Source organism: Mesorhizobium sp. J18, from assembly GCF_007829525.1.
Lineage (GTDB): Bacteria > Pseudomonadota > Alphaproteobacteria > Rhizobiales > Rhizobiaceae > VLJP01.
The window spans coordinates 73,518-90,321 of the sequence record NZ_VLJP01000008.1 but is presented as its reverse complement, the minus strand read 5'-3'; the positions used below and the strand labels follow the sequence as shown (position 1 = coordinate 90,321).

At 58.6% G+C, this 16,804-nt stretch carries 15 protein-coding genes and 1 pseudogene; 5 read left to right on the top strand and 11 right to left on the bottom strand.

Annotated elements, in window-relative coordinates:
• Positions 1 to 67 precede the first annotated feature (67 nt).
• The 8 genes from L598_RS04725 to L598_RS04690 all read right to left on the bottom strand — a co-directional run bounded on the left by L598_RS04725 (position 68) and on the right by L598_RS04690 (position 8,137).
• Entirely contained in the window at positions 68 to 463 is a 396-nt protein-coding gene (locus L598_RS04725; protein WP_348642732.1) for a YbaK/EbsC family protein, read from the bottom strand.
• 84 nt (positions 464 to 547) lie between these two features.
• Positions 548 to 1,366 (bottom strand): MBL fold metallo-hydrolase, encoded by an 819-nt coding sequence (locus L598_RS04720; protein WP_144860808.1) that lies wholly within the window; start codon positions 1,364 to 1,366, stop codon positions 548 to 550.
• A 3-nt stretch (positions 1,367 to 1,369) separates the two neighbouring features.
• Positions 1,370 to 2,164 (bottom strand): TatD family hydrolase, encoded by a 795-nt coding sequence (locus tag L598_RS04715; RefSeq protein ID WP_144860807.1) that lies wholly within the window; start codon positions 2,162 to 2,164, stop codon positions 1,370 to 1,372.
• A 6-nt stretch (positions 2,165 to 2,170) separates the two neighbouring features.
• Positions 2,171 to 3,730, bottom strand: coding sequence for a methionine--tRNA ligase (gene metG / locus L598_RS04710; RefSeq protein ID WP_144860806.1), 1,560 nt, complete (start codon positions 3,728 to 3,730; stop codon positions 2,171 to 2,173).
• 73 nt (positions 3,731 to 3,803) lie between these two features.
• Complete coding sequence (locus L598_RS04705; protein ID WP_144860805.1) at positions 3,804 to 4,871, bottom strand: DNA polymerase III subunit delta'; 1,068 nt, start codon at positions 4,869 to 4,871, stop codon at positions 3,804 to 3,806.
• A complete protein-coding gene (gene tmk, locus L598_RS04700) occupies positions 4,871 to 5,527 on the bottom strand; it encodes a dTMP kinase (protein ID WP_144860804.1) in 657 nt (218 codons plus the stop codon). The genes L598_RS04705 and tmk overlap by 1 nt, the downstream gene beginning before the upstream one ends.
• A gap of 86 nt (positions 5,528 to 5,613) precedes the next feature.
• The gene (locus tag L598_RS04695) at positions 5,614 to 6,780 is read right to left on the bottom strand and encodes a D-alanyl-D-alanine carboxypeptidase family protein (RefSeq protein WP_144860803.1); all 1,167 of its coding nucleotides are present in this window, start codon (positions 6,778 to 6,780) and stop codon (positions 5,614 to 5,616) included.
• Between the two features lie 142 nt (positions 6,781 to 6,922).
• Complete coding sequence (locus L598_RS04690) at positions 6,923 to 8,137, bottom strand: septal ring lytic transglycosylase RlpA family protein (protein ID WP_144860802.1); 1,215 nt, start codon at positions 8,135 to 8,137, stop codon at positions 6,923 to 6,925.
• Positions 8,138 to 8,793: 656 nt separating this feature from the next.
• Between L598_RS04690 and L598_RS04685 the strand changes: the two genes are divergently transcribed.
• Positions 8,794 to 9,930 carry an OmpP1/FadL family transporter gene (locus L598_RS04685; protein ID WP_246658634.1) on the top strand — a complete coding sequence of 379 codons (1,137 nt, stop codon included), beginning with the start codon at positions 8,794 to 8,796 and terminating at the stop codon, positions 9,928 to 9,930.
• Between the two features lie 126 nt (positions 9,931 to 10,056).
• Here L598_RS04685 and L598_RS04680 read toward each other — a convergent pair.
• From L598_RS04680 to tpiA, 3 genes and pseudogenes are all read right to left on the bottom strand, one after another.
• A pseudogene (locus L598_RS04680) lies at positions 10,057 to 10,530 on the bottom strand (L,D-transpeptidase); the annotation flags it as partial.
• A gap of 514 nt (positions 10,531 to 11,044) precedes the next feature.
• Positions 11,045 to 11,521, bottom strand: coding sequence for a preprotein translocase subunit SecG (gene secG / locus L598_RS04675; RefSeq protein ID WP_144860800.1), 477 nt, complete (start codon positions 11,519 to 11,521; stop codon positions 11,045 to 11,047).
• Between the two features lie 133 nt (positions 11,522 to 11,654).
• Positions 11,655 to 12,419 carry a triose-phosphate isomerase gene (gene tpiA, locus L598_RS04670; protein ID WP_144860799.1) on the bottom strand — a complete coding sequence of 255 codons (765 nt, stop codon included), beginning with the start codon at positions 12,417 to 12,419 and terminating at the stop codon, positions 11,655 to 11,657.
• A 139-nt stretch (positions 12,420 to 12,558) separates the two neighbouring features.
• Between tpiA and L598_RS04665 the strand changes: the two genes are divergently transcribed.
• The 4 genes from L598_RS04665 to moaC are packed head-to-tail and all read left to right on the top strand — an operon-like array spanning position 12,559 to position 16,804.
• Positions 12,559 to 14,448 (top strand): peptidyl-prolyl cis-trans isomerase, encoded by a 1,890-nt coding sequence (locus tag L598_RS04665; protein ID WP_144860798.1) that lies wholly within the window; start codon positions 12,559 to 12,561, stop codon positions 14,446 to 14,448.
• Between the two features lie 7 nt (positions 14,449 to 14,455).
• Positions 14,456 to 15,475 carry an anthranilate phosphoribosyltransferase gene (gene trpD / locus L598_RS04660; protein ID WP_144860797.1) on the top strand — a complete coding sequence of 340 codons (1,020 nt, stop codon included), beginning with the start codon at positions 14,456 to 14,458 and terminating at the stop codon, positions 15,473 to 15,475.
• Positions 15,476 to 15,478: 3 nt separating this feature from the next.
• Positions 15,479 to 16,297: an indole-3-glycerol phosphate synthase TrpC gene (gene trpC, locus L598_RS04655; RefSeq protein WP_144860796.1), complete on the top strand. Its 819-nt coding sequence runs from the start codon at positions 15,479 to 15,481 to the stop codon at positions 16,295 to 16,297.
• Between the two features lie 3 nt (positions 16,298 to 16,300).
• Positions 16,301 to 16,804 carry a cyclic pyranopterin monophosphate synthase MoaC gene (gene moaC / locus L598_RS04650; RefSeq protein ID WP_144860795.1) on the top strand — a complete coding sequence of 168 codons (504 nt, stop codon included), beginning with the start codon at positions 16,301 to 16,303 and terminating at the stop codon, positions 16,802 to 16,804.

Below are 16,804 nucleotides of genomic sequence, written 5' to 3'. Positions count from 1 at the left end.
TGGCCGAGAGATCTGCCTGCTTCGCCTCATTGTTGTCTTCGTCGTTTTGGTTTTTTGGAAGACGGTATTACGCGGCGATGTCGGCTGCCACGGCTGCCGCAAACAAGTGCTTTGGTTCGGCCGCGAATACGGCGTCGTGCGCGCCAGCGGCCGCCCATACAACTGGATGCTTGAGCAGCGACTCGTCCGCAAAGCACGTCATACCGGTCAAATGGCCGATCGGAGCTACACCTCCGATGGCAAAGCCGGTTTCGTCCCGGACACGCCGTGGATCGGCGCGCAAAAGCTTTTCACCAGCCAATGCAGACGCCTTGTCCACATCAAGCTGTTTCGACCCGGATACCAGAAAAAGATAGAGCTTGCTGGATTGTCCGCCTTGGAAAACCAATGATTTGACAATCTGGGATACTTCACAGCCGCACTGCCGTGCGGCTTCTTCGGCCGTACGGGTTGATTCACCCATGCGTTTGACCTCAATGGGCAACCCGGCGCGGGCGGCAGCTTCTCGGACTCGGTCGATGCTTCTTCCCATAATAGTTATTCGTATTCAAAGGCCTGCAAGCGGAAATTCAAGCGCCATTCCATCATAGCCGGGCTCCACGTTTTCGGGTGTTTCCTGACGTACGGCCTCGTAGTCAAGCGGTATGTGCATATGGGTCAGTACGGCGCGACGAGGCTTCAATTTTTCTATCCACTCGAGCGCTTCGGAAAGCGAGAAATGACTGGGATGAGGCTTATATTGGAGTGCGTCTATCACAAGCAGCTCGATACCTGAAATGAGCGGCTCCGTTTCGCTCGGGAAATCGCTGACATCGGGACAATAAGCAATCGGGCCAATGCGGTAACCGAGCGAGAGTATGTCGCCATGAATCTGCTGCAAAGGGGTAAAGGTGAGGGGACCCCCCTCTCCTTCTATCTTGAATGGTTCTTCGTGGCTTATCTGATGAGCCTTGAGGATCGGCGGATATGCGCTGCCGGGGGGAGTCTCGAAACAATAGCCGAATGCTTCCCTAAGTCGCTCCAATGTTGAACGGTCGGCGTAGATGTCCATCAGGCGCCGCTTGGCCAATGCGTAGCCTCTAAGGTCGTCGATGCCATGGATGTGGTCGGCATGCATATGGGTATAGACTGCGGCGTCCAGCATCGGCACCTTGGCATCGATCATCTGCTCGCGAAAATCCGGGCCGGTATCAATGACGACTCGGGTTGCCCGACCGTCTTCAGTCAACCTTTCGACCAGCGCCGCAGCACGGCGGCGCCGGTTCTTCGGATTGGACGGATCGCAGGCACCCCAGTCGCCTGTAATCCTCGGCGTGCCGGGCGATGAGCCACAGCCGAGCAAAGTGAAACGCAGCCGATCCGCCACGCCTCAGACGCTCCTGCCATCCGGACGCGGCACTTTGGTAAACAGCCGGAAGAAATTATCTGAAGTGATGCGGGCGATTTCGTCCTCGCCCACACCTATCGTCTCGCCCAGAAGTTTTGCCGTGTGCGCCACGAAGGCTGGTTCGTTGCGTTTTCCGCGTTTTGGTACCGGCGCGAGATAAGGCGCGTCCGTTTCGACGAGCAGCCGGTCGCGAGGGAGATCACGGGCGATCTCGCGCAACTCCTCCGAGTTCTTGAAGGTCAGTATGCCTGAAAACGACACATATCCTCCGAGCCGTACGCCTGTTTCAGCCAAGGCTGCACCGGACGAGAAACAATGGAGAATGAAGGGGAAAGCCCCCTTCCCGCTTTCTTCCTCCAGGATCGCTGCCATGTCCTCGTCTGCATCGCGCGAATGGATTATCAGCGGAAGACCCGTGCGGCGTGCGGCCTCGATATGCGTCCGAAAACCCGCTGCTTGCGCATCACGCGGTGCTTTATCATAGAAGTAATCTAGGCCGGCTTCGCCTATGGCGACGACTTTCGGGTGCTTCGACAGTTCCGTTAACTGTTGGGCGGAGACATCCAGTTCCTCGCCCGCGTTGTGCGGATGGGTGCCGACCGAGCAATAAACCTGGTCATACCGCTCGGCGATGGCCCGCACGGCATCGAAGCGGCGTACGCGCGTGGAGATGGTCACCATGAGCTCCACCCCAACTTGGCGCGCACGGTTGATGATTTCGTCTCGCTCCTCGGCGAAGTCCGGGAAATCGAGATGACAATGACTGTCTACCAGCATTGCAGCTCAGTTTCCCTTCTGGTCGTCTTCCCGCTCCACATAGCGGGGAAACACACCTTGCGGAGCGGGCAGTTCAAGGCCGGGGATCAGCGCATTTTCGTCAGAAACATGCGCGAATTCGCGCTTGTCCGCCGGCACTGCCAGAAGATCGAGCAGCTTTGATGCCGAACCCGGGATAAAGGGCTGGCACAGGATGCCGATCCGCCGGATCGTCTCCGCCGTGGTATAGAGCACCGTTTCCATGCGGGCCGGATCGGTCTTCTTCAATGCCCACGGTTCCTGCGCAGCGAAGTAGCGGTTCGCCTCGGCAACCACCGAAAAGATCGCCGCCAGTGCGGTGTGGATTGCCTGCTCCGCCATCGCCTTGCGCGCGGTTGCCAATGCCGCTTCCGCCTGTTCAAGGATAGCAGTGTCGGCCTCCTGCAACGAGCCCTTGGCAGGCACCCTGCCCTCACAGTTCTTGGCGATCATCGACAGCGAACGCTGTGCGAGATTGCCGAGATCGTTTGCCAGATCGGCATTGGTGCGGTTGACAATCGCGTCGTGGCTATAATTGCCATCCTGGCCGAATGGAACCTCCCGCAGCAAGAAGTAGCGCACCTGGTCCAGCCCGTAATGCTCTACCAGCGCAAAAGGATCGATCACATTGCCGACCGACTTCGACATCTTCTCTCCGCGATTGAAGAGAAAGCCATGGCTGAAAACCCGCTTCGGCAATTCTATCCCCGCCGACATCAGGAACGCCGGCCAGTAGACTGCGTGGAAACGAGTGATGTCCTTGCCAATGACATGCAGGTCGGCTGGCCAGTAATGCCAGCGTTCGCCATCTGTATCAGGATAACCTGCACCGGTGATGTAGTTAGTCAGGGCATCTACCCAAACATACATAACATGCTTTTCGTCGCCGGGCACGGGAACACCCCAATCGAAGGTCGTTCGCGAGATGGACAGATCCTTGAGCCCGGACTTCACGAAGCTGACAACCTCATTGCGGCGCTCGGCAGGGCCGATGAAGTCCGGTCGTTCAGCGTAAAGGGCAAGCAGGCGATCCTGATAAGCGGAAAGGCGGAAGAAATAGGTCTCCTCCTCTACCCATTCGACCGGCGTTCCTTGTGGCCCATAGCGTACGCCGTCGTCGCGCAGTTCCGTCTCCTGCTCGTCGTAATAGGCTTCGTCGCGTACTGAATACCAGCCGGCATAGCCACCTTTGTAGATGTCGCCATTGGCTTCCATCGCCTTCCAGATGGCCTGGCTGGCGCGATAATGACGTTCATCCGTGGTACGGATGAAGTCATCATTCGAAGCATTCAAAGCTTCTGCCATCCTCTTGAATTCGGATGAATTTCTGTCGGCAAGATCGCGCGATGAAATACCTTCCTTACGCGCGGTCTGCACCATCTTCATGCCGTGCTCGTCCGTGCCGGTCAGGAAGAAGACATCTCTGCCGTCACAACGATGAAAGCGCGCCAGGGCGTCTGTGGCGATGAGCTCATAAGCATGGCCGATATGCGGCTTGCCGTTCGGATAGGAAATCGCCGTAGTGATGTAGAATTTTTCGCGAGCCATTATGGAATTGTCCGGACAGAAGAAACTGATTGCTGGCGACGAGATAGCGCATAGCCGACGCTATGGCTATCCGTCACATTCGTGCGGCCTCACGAGCAAATGCCAATTGCAGCCGATGCAACAGGCCGACCACATGCTGCTTGCGGTCGAGATTATAGATTTCCGCGTCACGGATCTTTCCATTGACCTCGTCCCAAAGTTCCGACATCCGGTTGGCGGCGGCCATATCGCCCTTGCTGGCCAGCGCCGCGGCGCGATCCGAAATCAGTTCCAGAACTCCGCGGTTGAATATAGAAAACTGGACGGCTTTTTCCCGGCCGGTCAGGCCCTCCCCCAGCCTATGTGCCTCGGCGACGTCGAAGGATGAGCCTTCCACCACGCGCCGGGTCATTTCGGCAATTTCCAGTCCGCCATATTCGGTCATTAGCACCGCATTGCGCGCACTTCCCAAGGCGCCTTCGATCAGCGCATTGCGCGTCTGGGGTTCGCTTGGGAGGTTCGCTCCCAATTGTTCCAAGAGCGAAAGCAGGGCTTCAGGATCGAGCGGCTTAAGGCGGATCACCTGGCACCGAGAACGGATGGTCGGTAGCAGGCGGCCAAGCGAATGGGCCACGAGAATGAAAATCGTCGCAGGTGGTGGCTCCTCCAGACTCTTCAGAAGTGCGTTGGCGGCGCTGTTGTTCATGTCGTCGGTCGGATCGACGATGACCACTCGATGGCCGCCGTCATGCGAGGTCATGGAAAGAAAACGGTTGACGCGCCGAATCTCCTCGACGGTGATGACCGTCTTGAATTTCCTGTCCTTCTCCACATAGGGCCGCGTGAGATGCAGAAGCGAAGGGTGCGCGCCCTGGGCAATGAGCCGGAAGGTCTGTGAAGCCGGATCGGGCGCAACCAAGCTTTCCGGCGCAGCGGCACGATCCGGATGGGCCAGCAGATGATGGGCCAGATGGAAGGCGAGCGTTGCCTTTCCTATCCCCTGCGGGCCGGCAAGAAGGATCCCATGATGAAGTTTCCCGGCTCGATAAGCTTCGACCAGCATGTCGGCGGTATCCCTATGGCCGACGAGCAATGGATTCTCCGCCGGCTCGGGTATATCTGGGAGCGTATCAAATTGTTCTGGAGCAACTCGCTCGAACATCACCGCACCTCGGACAGATCGGTTTCGCCGATCACCTGCAACACATTGCCGATGATCCGTTCCGCCACCTCCTCGGGCGAAGCCCCGGCATCGATGATGACATATCTCTCCGGCTCAGATCGGGCGATCTCCAGAAAGGCGTCGCGTCGACGCCTATGGATTTCGATGGTCTCCTTCTCGAATCGGTCGGCATCGCTTTCACCCCGCCGCGAGGCTGCCCGCTGTAGTCCCTGGGCCGGATCAATGTCGAGAATGATGGTAAGGTCGGGCACCATTCCATTGACTGTTACACGCTCCAGAGAGCGCATGAAATCCTGAGCGAGATTGCCCGTAACACCCTGATAGACGCGCGAGGAATCGAGGAAACGATCGCACAGGACTATAGCGCCGCCCTCGACGGCGGGGCGGATCACCTGTTCGACATGATCGGAACGGGCGGCTGCGAAAAGAACTGCCTCCATGGCGGAGCCAAAAGGTTCCGCGGCTCCAGAAAGAAGAACATGCCGCACGGCTTCCGCGCCGGGAGAACCGCCAGGCTCACGCGTGACGACCACCTCTCGGCCGCGCTCGCGCAAAGCAGCGGCAAGCCGCTGCACCTGCGTCGATTTTCCGGCCCCCTCCCCGCCTTCGAAGGTTATGAAGAATCCGCGCAGCAAGCCGTATCCGTTTCTGTGGCGATTTCTGATGGTCTGGTCTTAGGCCTTTCGTCCCCGAGCAGGCAAGGTCCGCGAAAACGCGGCGACTATCTGAGCCAGCCGATCAACAGTTCCTCGACCGCCCCCAGAGCCCGTTGGTGGAGTTTGCCTACACCTACCGTTTCGGCCGCATAAAGCGGGGTTTCCTGAGTTAGTGTGTCGCCAATCCAGACTTTGAGCGTGCCGATCTCGGTCCCCTCCTCCACCGGAGCTTCCACAGGTCCCTGATAGACGATCCGGGCAATAAGCCGGTCTCGATTGGCCACCGGGACCAATATCGAGACAGGCCCTTCTGCCGTGAGCTTCACATCGCCTTTCTCGCCGCCGAAAACCGCTGCCTCACCGACAGTTTCTCCCTCGGCGAAGATTTCGGTCTTTTCGAAGGCTCGTATGCCCCAGTCGAGCAGCTTGCGGGCTTCCTCGGCGCGCTCCTCGGCACTTTCCATCCCACTCATGGTAGCGAAAAGGCGGCGTCCGTCACGCGCGATGGAACCGACGATGGCGTATCCGGATTCCTCTGTATAGCCCGTCTTCATACCGTCGGCACCGATATCCATCCGCAACAACGGATTGCGGTTGCGCTGAAGGATCTTGTTCCAGGTGAAGTCCGTCTGGGTATAGTATTGGTAGAACTCTGGATATTCCTGCCAGATATGCAGCGCAAGCATTGTGAGTTCGCGTGCAGTAACCACCTGACCTTCGGCTGGAAGCCCGGTGGAATTCTTGAAGACGGACCTGGTCATTCCGAGCGCGCGGGCACGCTCCGTCATAAGTTGGGCGAAATCCGCCTCCGACCCGGCCATGCCCTCGGCAATGATGATGCAGCCGTCATTGGCCGACTGAACGATGACGCCCTGAATCAGGTCCTCAAGCCGGATGGTGGAACCGAGTGCGGCGAACATCGTGGAACCGCCCGAGGGAGCGCCGCCAGTCCGCCAGGCATTCTCACTGACCTGGAACGTGTCGTCGAGCGACAGACTGCCTGACCTGATGGCGTGGAAAACCACTTCCATGGTCATCAGCTTCGCCAGCGATGCCGGCGGAAAAGGCGTATCAGGCTCCTTGGAAAACAGGATCGTGCCGGTCTCGGCATCAATCATGAAAGCCTGCTTCGCTTTCGTCTCGAAAAGCTGCGCCTGCGCGGATTGAACTGATATGAACAACAAAAGAACGAGAAACGCAGCCACCTGCGCAGCCCGTCTGCCTATGACCATTTCATCGCCCCAGATAGCCTATCTGTTCCCTTTCCGGGCAACCTATCAGGGTGGAGATCGCTCAATCAACCGTATTGCTGTTTCCGAACCCAAGTCGCTAGACCGGTTCGTGCGCGGCCCAAAACTGAATGTCTCGACCAGGCTAGTTGCGAACGACCAGTGCATCCGAGGCGCCGGCATCCCAAGCGGCTTCAAGCATCCCGTCCAGATCCATGCGGCCGTCAGGATAGAGACTAAGCGAGTACCAGGTCATGCCATCCTGTTGGGATTGTTCCAGAGCTACACGGCCATAGCTGGAAAGCGCCCGCATTTGCCGGTCAGCTTCGTTGCGGGAATGCCAAGAGCCCGCAACGATATAGCCAGTTTCAGGCATCACCGTTTCAGAAGCCGCAATATTGTTCCCTTGCTTCCAGGACCGGGCCACATCTTCGGCAGTCATATCCGGTTCGACAATCGTATCGAAGGCCTCTGCTGCAAGTCTGACACGGTCGCTGGCATAAGAAAGCGCAGGGACGAGACGTTCCCCTTTGTTCAGCACCAGGCCGATCTCGGGCCGATCAGGTATGATCGGGCCAACAGCGGGAAGCTTGATGCTGCCGTCGACGGACGTTGCCGGCTGCAGGCCCGGCTGACTGGAAAACGCAACCGCGGAAGCTCCGACCGCTGCGGTCGGCGTAGGTCCGTTCATGGCGATCATCACGCCCGTTGGAAGCCCGTCGGATGGATCGGGTGCCTGTCCGCCCGGCCGGTATGAAGCGAGAAGGTAGCTTTCGTCCTGACCGTGGAGCGGTGCGGGGCCGACATATTCCACCTGCACCTTGGCCACGCCTGCATGTTGGTAATCCAGCAACTGGGCAGCACGTTTGGAAAGGTCGATGATACGATCATTGGCAAACGGTCCACGATCGTTGACCCGCACGATGACCGAACTGCCGTTCTTGAGATTGGTGACACGAGCATAGCTCGGCAGCGGCATCGTCGGATGCGCGGCCGTCAGATGCATCATATCATAGACTTCACCATTAGCGGTGAGCCGCCCATGAAAGGCGTCGCCATACCAGGATGCGCCGCCAACCTTCTTGTAGTCTGGATCCTCTGCCGGTTTATACCATTTGCCTTTGACCTTGTAAGGCTTGCCGACCTGATATCGGCCGCCACCGCGCGGCAGATTGGACCTGAGATGCGAGATTCGAGGACTCGCTTTCACGCCATATTCGGATTCGGCGAAGTATTCTTTCGACCCTTTGGCGCTGACCTTTGGCTCCGGTGTCCCGCAACCCGTAAGCGCCAGCGTCACGCTGCTCACCGCAAGGAATACCACTCCGCGGTTAGTGCGGATGCGCATCTTAGATGGCATGTGTCCCCAATTCCCTCGTCAAAAACCCGCTACAATAAAAATCGAACGGAAAACAACGGATGGTGGCCACCTGCTGCCCCTCGCCTCGTCCAACCCCTCCTAAACAGGAATTGCTTAGCGACCGCTTAATCGAATGTGACCCGAAAGGGGCGAATTTGTGGCGGAGATGTACAAGAGCTATCCTAAGACAGCGCCCGCCGACCGACGGCTCCCGATTTCCGAAGAGAGAATCGGTGCCGTGCGGAAAACCTCATACCTTTGCTTTTTGGAGGACCAATGCATTCCTCATGTGATCCATAAGCGTTCGGGTCATCAAAAAGACACGTTGTTGCCATGGTGCAACAATCGACAAGATGGGCACAATATTCTTGAAAACACAGACATTTCAAATATAAAATAGAATATTTTACTAATAGAGTAGCTTTCTAGATTAATTCCATTTTCTAATGCGAGGCTTCACTTCAGCCCACGCACTTGTCGTTCCTACTCCTCTAAGTTGTCATTTGCAGTCAAGCATCTACACTGCTTTCAGCAACTTACCGGGAGGAAAAATGATGGTAAGCGCTAGAATCTCGGGGGGATTGTTGGTGGCTGCGATAGGCTGCGCCCTTCAATCGCCGGCCTAGGCGGGAGGTCTTGAGCGAAGTGGCTACAATATAGACCTGCTTTTCGATCCTTCGCGCTTCGCGGCAGAATCGACCGCCACATTCGTGATGCCGCAGCGCAAGCTGAAAAATGTCACGGACAATCCGACAAGCGGCGGCGATCTGAATGCGATCCCCGGTTATTCCGATGAAGCTGATGACACTGAAAGCTACTGGTCGCCACGCATCGGTGCCAAGGCTGCCATCGGTGATGCCGCGGACTGCATGGTCGACTATTCCCAGCCGTACGGCGCCCATACAAATCCGGGTGCCCGTTGGAGGGGAACAAGCGATAATATCGAAACAAAGGTGAATAGCGACAATTATGCGCTGACCTGTTCCTATCGTTTCGACGTGGGATCTGGTCAGTTCCGCGTGATAGGCGGCGTCAGCTACCTTGAAATGGACGGTTTCAAGGAGCGCCTTTTGGTGCCTCCCGAACTTCTTGGAGGCTTGGGCCTGCCTGGAAATGGTATCGGCCGACTCGATCTCGCAGGAGACGGCTGGGGCTGGCGCGCGGGCGTAGCATACGAAATCCCCGAATATGCCCTGCGTGCAAGCCTTGTCTATTATAGCGAGGTGAAGCTTGACGACGTCTCCGGAACCGTGAACCTGACGCAGGTGCCATCTGCGTTGCATCCGCTGGGCGGACTAGTGATACCGGTCGCTGGTTCCACTGCCATGCCAGATGCCGTGGAACTTAAGGTCCAGACGGGTATTGCGCCTGATTGGCTTGCCTTCGGTTCTGTTAAGTGGACGGATTGGAGCCAGCTGCAGCGTATTCCATTCTATAACGGCGGCGCGGAAATCACATCTCTCGATCTCGGTTATCGGGATGGATGGACTGTCACTGCCGGTATAGGTCACAAGTTCAACGATCAATGGAGTGGCGCAGTGAGCGTCACCTGGGATCGCGGCACGTCGACGGATTTCGGGGCGCAGAGCGACAATTGGCTGTTCAGTTCGGGTGTTGCTTATTCACCGACCGAAAATATCGAAATACGCCTTGCCGGGGTCATCGGGATCATGACCAGCGGGGATTCCAATCCCTCATTCGTGGATGGCGTGCCGGCGGGCGATGAGGCGAGCTATGAATACGACAGCGATCTTATCACAGCGGTCTCAACCTCGTTTAAGATCAAGTTTTAGCAGCATTGCACGAAGATGAACGCTGCCCGCTGCTGCTGCGGGATGTGAAATGTGAGCGGGCCCTGCAGGCCTGCTCACATTTGCCAATCAAATTTGCGGATAGTGGTAGCCAGGCGTCTGTGCTCCTTACAGTACCACCACGTCAGCGCCCATCTTCACCTTTCCGTAGAGTTCCATCACATGCTTGTTGAACATGCGGAAGCAGCCGTTCGATGAAGCGCTGCCGATCGTCTGCGGCTGGTTGGTGCCATGGATGCGGATATAGGTGTCCCGATTGCCCTGATAGAGGTAGATGGCGCGGGCGCCGAGGGGGTTGTTCGGACCGCCATCCATCCCATCTGCATATTTTGCATATTTGTGGGGCTCGCGCTTGATCATGTCCTTGGTGGGGATCCAACGCGGCCATTCCTGCTTGTCTCCGACCGTAGCCTTGCCGCTGAATGCAAGGCCCTCCCGACCGACGGCGATGGGGTAACGCCGAGCAGTGAAGGGCGATTCGACGAGGTATAGAGCCTTGGCTTTTGTATCGATAACAATCGTGCCGGAGCGATAGCCCGAAAAGCGCACCTTCTGCGGCGCAAATTTTTCATCTATCACAAAGGACTTCTTGCCCTGGGTCATCTGCTGCAGCAAGGCATCCTTCTCGCGGGCAACTGCCGACACGGCGTCCTCCGGCGATGTCCGGCGGAAAAAGGAGAAGGAAACGCCTGGGACAGCGTCCTGTTTATCTGACGCCCTGGCGTGGACCTTCTCCGCTTGCTTGTTGTGCTTCTTTGCAGTGGCCTCTTGCCGAGTGATCGGGCGAGACGATCCCTGGTCCCAGTGGAAGCCTCCCGCCGCAAAGGCAGGAACGGAAACGGTCAGAGCCACAAGACTGACGGCGGCGAATAGTCGAGCAGACATGGTGATGTTACCAAAGTTTGTTGAACGAGAGCCCCAATCTCGCACAGCTCAACTAAGCGGTCGTAAACATGCTGCTCGGCCCGGTGGCTGGCGCGACTCGTTGCCTCTTTCATATTTACGGGCACCTGCCAATGTCCGGTAGCGGATCAGCGAACAAATCCGTGGATATGTTGCTGCCCGAGCACAGGCGAGGCCAAAAGCCCCTGCCCTGTTACTGGCCGGTGGGTATCTGCGATTCCGGCGTCTGTGTCTGAGACGGTTCGGGCACGGTATCCGCAGGCGCCTGGCTTTCCGGTTGCGCAGTTTCAGGAGCGGTGCCGGAGGGCACTTCGGTTTGTGGCGTTGGGCTGTCCGGGGTCGGTGCCGAAGGCTCGTCACCACCACCGAGCTGATCGAGAACACCACCGCTGCCGCCGTCTTGCTGCGTGTTCGTGGCCGGAAGGCGATCAAGAATATCGATCGGACGCTCACCATAGCGAGCAATCAGGGACAGGGCGAGCGAAGACGCGAAGAAGGCCGCTGCAAGAATTGCCGTCGTGCGTGTCAAGGCATTGGCAGCACCCCGCGCCGTCATGAAGCCCGAACCGCCGCCGATACCAAGCCCGCCGCCTTCGGACCGCTGCAGCAGAACTACGCCCACGAGCGCGATAACGATCAGCAGGTGGATGACGATGATGACGGTTTCCATGGCTTCTTTCGGCAGTTCTCAGGCGCCTTTGCGGCGGACGCGGCTCATTACACGGCTTTGGCCGCTTTTCCAAGCCCCGTCCCTATATGGGCAATCGGAGCAGGACCGCAAGCGATCCGGCAGGATGGCTCGTTCAAATCGAGCGGTAGGCTTCGGCTATTCCCAGGAAGTCCGCCGCCTTGAGGCTGGCTCCACCAACCAAAGCGCCATCGACATTCGGGATAGCCAGTAATTCCGCGGCATTGGAAGGCTTTACCGATCCGCCATAGAGAATGCGCATCTTTTCCGCCTCACTGCCCAGCAGAGCTGCAAGATCCTTTCTGATGTGAGCATGTGCTTGCTCGACATCGTCGGCGGTCGGAGTGAGGCCTGTGCCAATCGCCCAGACAGGCTCGTAAGCGATGACAGTGTTCGCTGCCTTGGCGTCCTTGGGCACCGAGCCTGCGATCTGGCTTGAAAGGACAGCGAGCGTTTCTCCCTTCTCCCGCTCGTCAAGCGTTTCGCCAATGCAAATGATTGCAGTAAGTCCCGCGCGCCAGGCCGCAGCCGCTTTGGCGGCAACATCCTTATTGCGTTCGTGATGATCGGTACGCCGTTCCGAATGCCCGACAATGACAAAAGAAGCACCGCAATCGCGCAGCATCTCCGCCGAGATGTCGCCGGTATGGGCACCGCTTTCGGCCGGGTGGCAATCCTGCCCGCCTGTCTTGACGGGCGTGGCTTTCAGAATTTCGGATGCGCGGGCAAGGAGCGTTGCGGGAACGCAAAGAAGAGCATCCACTTCCACATCGTGGCCGGACATGAACCCGTTGCCGATCGCATGCAGTTCGGCGGCGGATGCGCTGGTGCCGTTCATCTTCCAGTTGCCTGCGACGAGCGGACGAATGCCTGGCGTCATGCTGCTTTTCCTTCGATGTTTGGGCCTGCGAGGGGTCCCTGACTACCAAAAACACGCCACAAAGCAATCGACACCAGCGTTCAGGGGCGCTATTGCCCTTGAAACTGGCAATTGATCATCAAGGCGATACCGAAACCAAATGCTCGACAGTCTCAGAAGCGCGGCCGGCACATGGCTGGCTAAAATCCTTCTCGGTCTTCTCGTCGTGAGCTTCGCTGTTTGGGGAATTTCCGGCAGCATGTTTAACGCTGCTGGCGGACGCGATGTCGTCAGCGCTGGCTCAACATCGGTTTCGATGAATGAATTCCGGCTCGCCTATGACCGGCAGCTTTCCATACTCTCCCAGCGTTTCGGCTCTCGGATCACGCGCGAGCAGGCAGTTGCGTTCGGTATTGACAACCAGGTGCTGGCGCAACTTGTCGCCGGAGCCGTGCTCGACGAACAGGCGCGCGAAATGGGGCTCGGCTTGTCCCGGGACCGGATCGCTCATCTGACGGCCTCTGATCCTGCCTTCCATGGGCCGGGCGGTCAGTTCGACCGCCAGCAATTCGAGTATGTCCTTCGACAGGTGGGCATGAGCGCTGAGGATTATCTGCGCAGCCGTGAGCAGGCCGCTGTCCGCCAGCAGATCGTTGAGGCCGTGTCTGACGGCATGAAAGCACCGGAAACGCTCTTGCGGGCGATGGCCCTTTATCGCGGCGAGGATCGGACCGTCGAATATGTGGCGGTGCCGCGCTCGCTGGTCGAGCCGATCGAAGATCCTTCGCAAGAGATCCTTCAGACCTGGTTCGATGAGCACAAGGCTGACTATGCGGCCCCCGAATATCGCAAGATTTCGCTGGTCAAGCTGGAACCCGAGGACATTGCCGATCCTTCGACCATTTCCGAGGATCAAGTGCGAGAATATTACGAAACCCACAAGGACAGCTACACGACGCCCGAGCGGCGGACGATCGAGCAGATCGTCTTTGCCAACAAGGACGAGGCGACCACCGCCTATGAAAGCATCCGGGCGGGCACGACCTTCGAAGATCTGGTGAAGGCGGAAGGCAAGACTCTCGAGGATGTTCAACTCGGTACTTTTGCCAAGGAAGATGTGGCCGATCCGGCCGTGGCCGAAGCGGCCTTCAGCCTTGCCAGGAACGAGGTGAGCAATGTTGTTGATGGCCAGTTCGGATCTGTCATCCTCCGCGTGACGCAAATCGAGGAAGCCAGCGTCCAGCCCTTGAGCGAGGTGCAGGCCGAGATCGCCAAGGATCTCGCCCTCGATGAGGCCAACCGGATACTGCTCGATGTGCATGACGGCTACGAGGATGCTCGCGCTGGCGGGGCAACCATGCAGGAGGCTGCGGAAAGCCAGAAGTTGAAAGTCAGAACGATTGAGGCAGTGGATCGCTCCGGCCGCCGGCCAGACGGCACGATCATCACGGATTTGCCGGAGTCGAATGAGCTTCTGGCTGCGGCTTTCGAGGCTGAGGAGAAAATGGATTATCCGCCTATCAGCACCGCCTCCAACGGTTTCGTCTTTTATGAGGTCCAGGAAATCACGCCGGCCCGCGACCGCACGCTTGACGAGGTGCGGGATCAGGTCGTGACTGACTGGAAGGAGGAGGAAGCGATAAGCCGCCTCGAGGAGCGCGCGACTGAGTTGGAGAAGCAGTTGAAGGACGGCAAGTCCCTGCAGGAGATCGCTTCCGAAATCGGACAGGAGACCCAGACCAAGCGCGGCCTGCGCCGCGAAGCAGACGATGCCGATATCGGGCGTGCCGGCGTGGCGGCCGTGTTCGGGGTGCCGAAGGGCGGCACGGGCGTGTTTGCCGGCCCCTCCGGCGACTCTCGTTTCCTCTTCCAGGTGACGGAGGTCTTCGAGCCAGCTGGCGCCGGGCCGGATTCGCTGCCGGAAGACATGCGCAATGCGATAGCTTCCGGGCTTTCCGGCGACCTGCTGGATGAACTGGTCATGCGCCTGCAAACCAAATATGACGTGACGGTGAACCGTAACGTCATGCAGCAGGCACTCAGCTTCTGAGCGCGCGATGCAAGGGCTCAAGGACCATATTGCCAAAGTCGCGCTTGGTCAGTCGCTGACCTTCGAGGAGGCGCGGGAAGCCTTTGACATCATGATGTCCGGTGAAGCGACGCCGAGCCAGATCGGCGGCTTCCTCATGGCGCTGAGGGTCCGTGGAGAGACTGTTCCGGAGATTTCCGGCGCCGTCGCCACCATGCGTGCCAAGATGCTGCCCGTCGAGGCGCCCGCCGGGGCGATCGACATCGTCGGAACCGGCGGCGATGCTTCCGGTTCCTACAATGTCTCGACTTGTGCGGCTTTCATCGTCGCTGGCGCCGGCGTGCCCGTGGCCAAGCATGGCAACAGGGCCCTCTCCTCGCGTTCGGGTGCGGCCGATACCCTGGCCGCCTTGGGCGTGAATATTGATATCGGGCCGAAAACGATCAGCGCCTGCATCCGCGAGGCCGGCGTGGGCTTCATGTTTGCTCCGGCGCATCATTCGGCCATGCGGCATGTGGGACCGACCCGCGTCGAGCTTGGCACACGGACAATCTTCAACCTGCTCGGTCCTCTCTCCAATCCGGCCGGCGTGAAGCATCAGCTTGTCGGCGTCTATTCTCCCGACTGGGTTGAGCCAATCGCCCATGTTCTCAAGGGTCTTGGAACCGAAGCGGCCTGGGTAGTATATGGCGACGGTCTCGACGAGATGACGACAGCCGGCGTCACGCAAGTTGCAGCACTTGAGAACGGCGAGATCCGCACCTTTGAAATCGAGCCCGCGGATGTCGGTTTATCGCGGGTGGACATGTCCGAGTTGAAAGGCGCGGACGCCGTCTACAATGCCAAAGCCTTACGCGCTGTCCTTGGCGGAACGAAGAACGCCTATCGCAACATCGCGGTTCTGAACGCCGGTGGCGCGCTGGTGGTGGCCGGACGTGCCAGGACGCTTAAGGAAGGGGTAGAGCTTGCCGCCGCTTCGCTGGATAGCGGCAAGGCGATGGAAGCGCTGACCAAACTGGTGCAGGTATCGAATGACGGGACCGCATAAGGCATGGCGGATATTCTGAAGAAGATCGAAGCTTATAAGCGCGAGGAGATTGCGGCCGCCAAGGCTCGTGTCCCGCTTGCCGAGATCAGGGCGCGGGCGGCGGATGCCGAGCCTCCGAGAGGCTTTGAGGCAGCGCTGTCGGCGCTCCTGGACGCAGGGGAGTTCGCGCTGATTGCGGAAATCAAGAAGGCAAGCCCCTCCAAGGGACTTATCCGTGCCGACTTCGATCCCGTAGAGCTGGCGCGGCAATATCAGGAGGGTGGCGCTGCTTGCCTCTCGGTGCTAACCGATATCCCATCCTTCCATGGCGCGCCGGAATACCTGACCACTGCTCGGGAGGCCACTGCCCTGCCCGTCTTGCGCAAGGACTTTATGTTCGAACCCTACCAGGTCTTCGAGGCACGGAGTTGGGGCGCCGACGCCATTCTCGTGATCATGGCGAGCCTTTCGGATGATGAGGCCAAAGCGATTGAAGAAACCGCCTTCGAACTCGGCATGGACGTGCTTGTCGAGGTGCATGACGAGGTGGAACTGGAGCGTGCGCTTGCCCTTTCTTCACGGCTGATCGGTATCAACAATCGCAATCTTCGCACTTTCGAGACGACGCTTGAGACATCGGAGCGTCTCGCGCCACAGGTGCCGTCGGACCGGTTGGTCGTGGGTGAGAGCGGGATCTTCACCCATGAGGACTGCCAACGTCTCGCAAAGACGAATATCCGTACCTTCCTGGTCGGCGAGAGCCTGATGAGACAGAAGGATGTCGCCGGCGCCACACGCATGCTCCTTGGCAAGAAGACAGATTCTGTCGGCGCGACTGGCTGAGCCATGGCTGGCACGGGCAAAGGCACGACTACCCTTACCCATCTCGGCGTGGAAGGCCGAGCCGACATGGTGGATGTCGGTGAAAAAGCAATTACCGAGCGTACTGCCACGGCTTCAGGTGTCGTGACCATGGAGCCGGAAACGCTCAAGATCATCCTTGACGGCAACGCCAAGAAGGGCGACGTGATCGGCACCGCACGGATTGCCGGCATCATGGCGGCTAAACGGACCCACGACCTGATACCGCTCTGCCATCCGCTGCTTTTGAACAAGGTTTCCGTCGATATCGAGCCGGATGATGCTCTGCCCGGCCTTCGCGTCTCGGCTACCGTGCGCGTTTCCGGGAAAACAGGTGTCGAGATGGAGGCGTTGACTGCCGTCTCGGTCGCCTGCCTCACCATCTACGATATGGCGAAGGCGCTGGAAAAAGGAATGGTGATCTCTGATATCCGGCTTCTCAAGAAAACGGGCGGCAAATCCGGCGACTGGCGATCAGGCGAGGCATGA

Bases quoted from the DNA above. Each gene is read 5' to 3' on its own strand.
- L598_RS04725 (WP_348642732.1), bottom strand. From the start codon at position 463: ATGGGTGAATCAACCCGTACGGCCGAAGAAGCCGCACGGCAGTGCGGC.
- L598_RS04715 (WP_144860807.1), bottom strand. From the start codon at position 2,164: ATGCTGGTAGACAGTCATTGTCATCTCGATTTCCCGGACTTCGCCGAG.
- metG (WP_144860806.1), bottom strand. From the start codon at position 3,730: ATGGCTCGCGAAAAATTCTACATCACTACGGCGATTTCCTATCCGAAC.
- L598_RS04705 (WP_144860805.1), bottom strand. From the start codon at position 4,871: ATGTTCGAGCGAGTTGCTCCAGAACAATTTGATACGCTCCCAGATATA.
- L598_RS04695 (WP_144860803.1), bottom strand. From the start codon at position 6,780: ATGGTCATAGGCAGACGGGCTGCGCAGGTGGCTGCGTTTCTCGTTCTT.
- L598_RS04690 (WP_144860802.1), bottom strand. From the start codon at position 8,137: ATGCCATCTAAGATGCGCATCCGCACTAACCGCGGAGTGGTATTCCTT.
- secG (WP_144860800.1), bottom strand. From the start codon at position 11,521: ATGGAAACCGTCATCATCGTCATCCACCTGCTGATCGTTATCGCGCTC.
- tpiA (WP_144860799.1), bottom strand. From the start codon at position 12,419: ATGACGCCAGGCATTCGTCCGCTCGTCGCAGGCAACTGGAAGATGAAC.
- L598_RS04665 (WP_144860798.1), top strand. From the start codon at position 12,559: ATGCTCGACAGTCTCAGAAGCGCGGCCGGCACATGGCTGGCTAAAATC.
- trpD (WP_144860797.1), top strand. From the start codon at position 14,456: ATGCAAGGGCTCAAGGACCATATTGCCAAAGTCGCGCTTGGTCAGTCG.
- trpC (WP_144860796.1), top strand. From the start codon at position 15,479: ATGGCGGATATTCTGAAGAAGATCGAAGCTTATAAGCGCGAGGAGATT.
- moaC (WP_144860795.1), top strand. From the start codon at position 16,301: ATGGCTGGCACGGGCAAAGGCACGACTACCCTTACCCATCTCGGCGTG.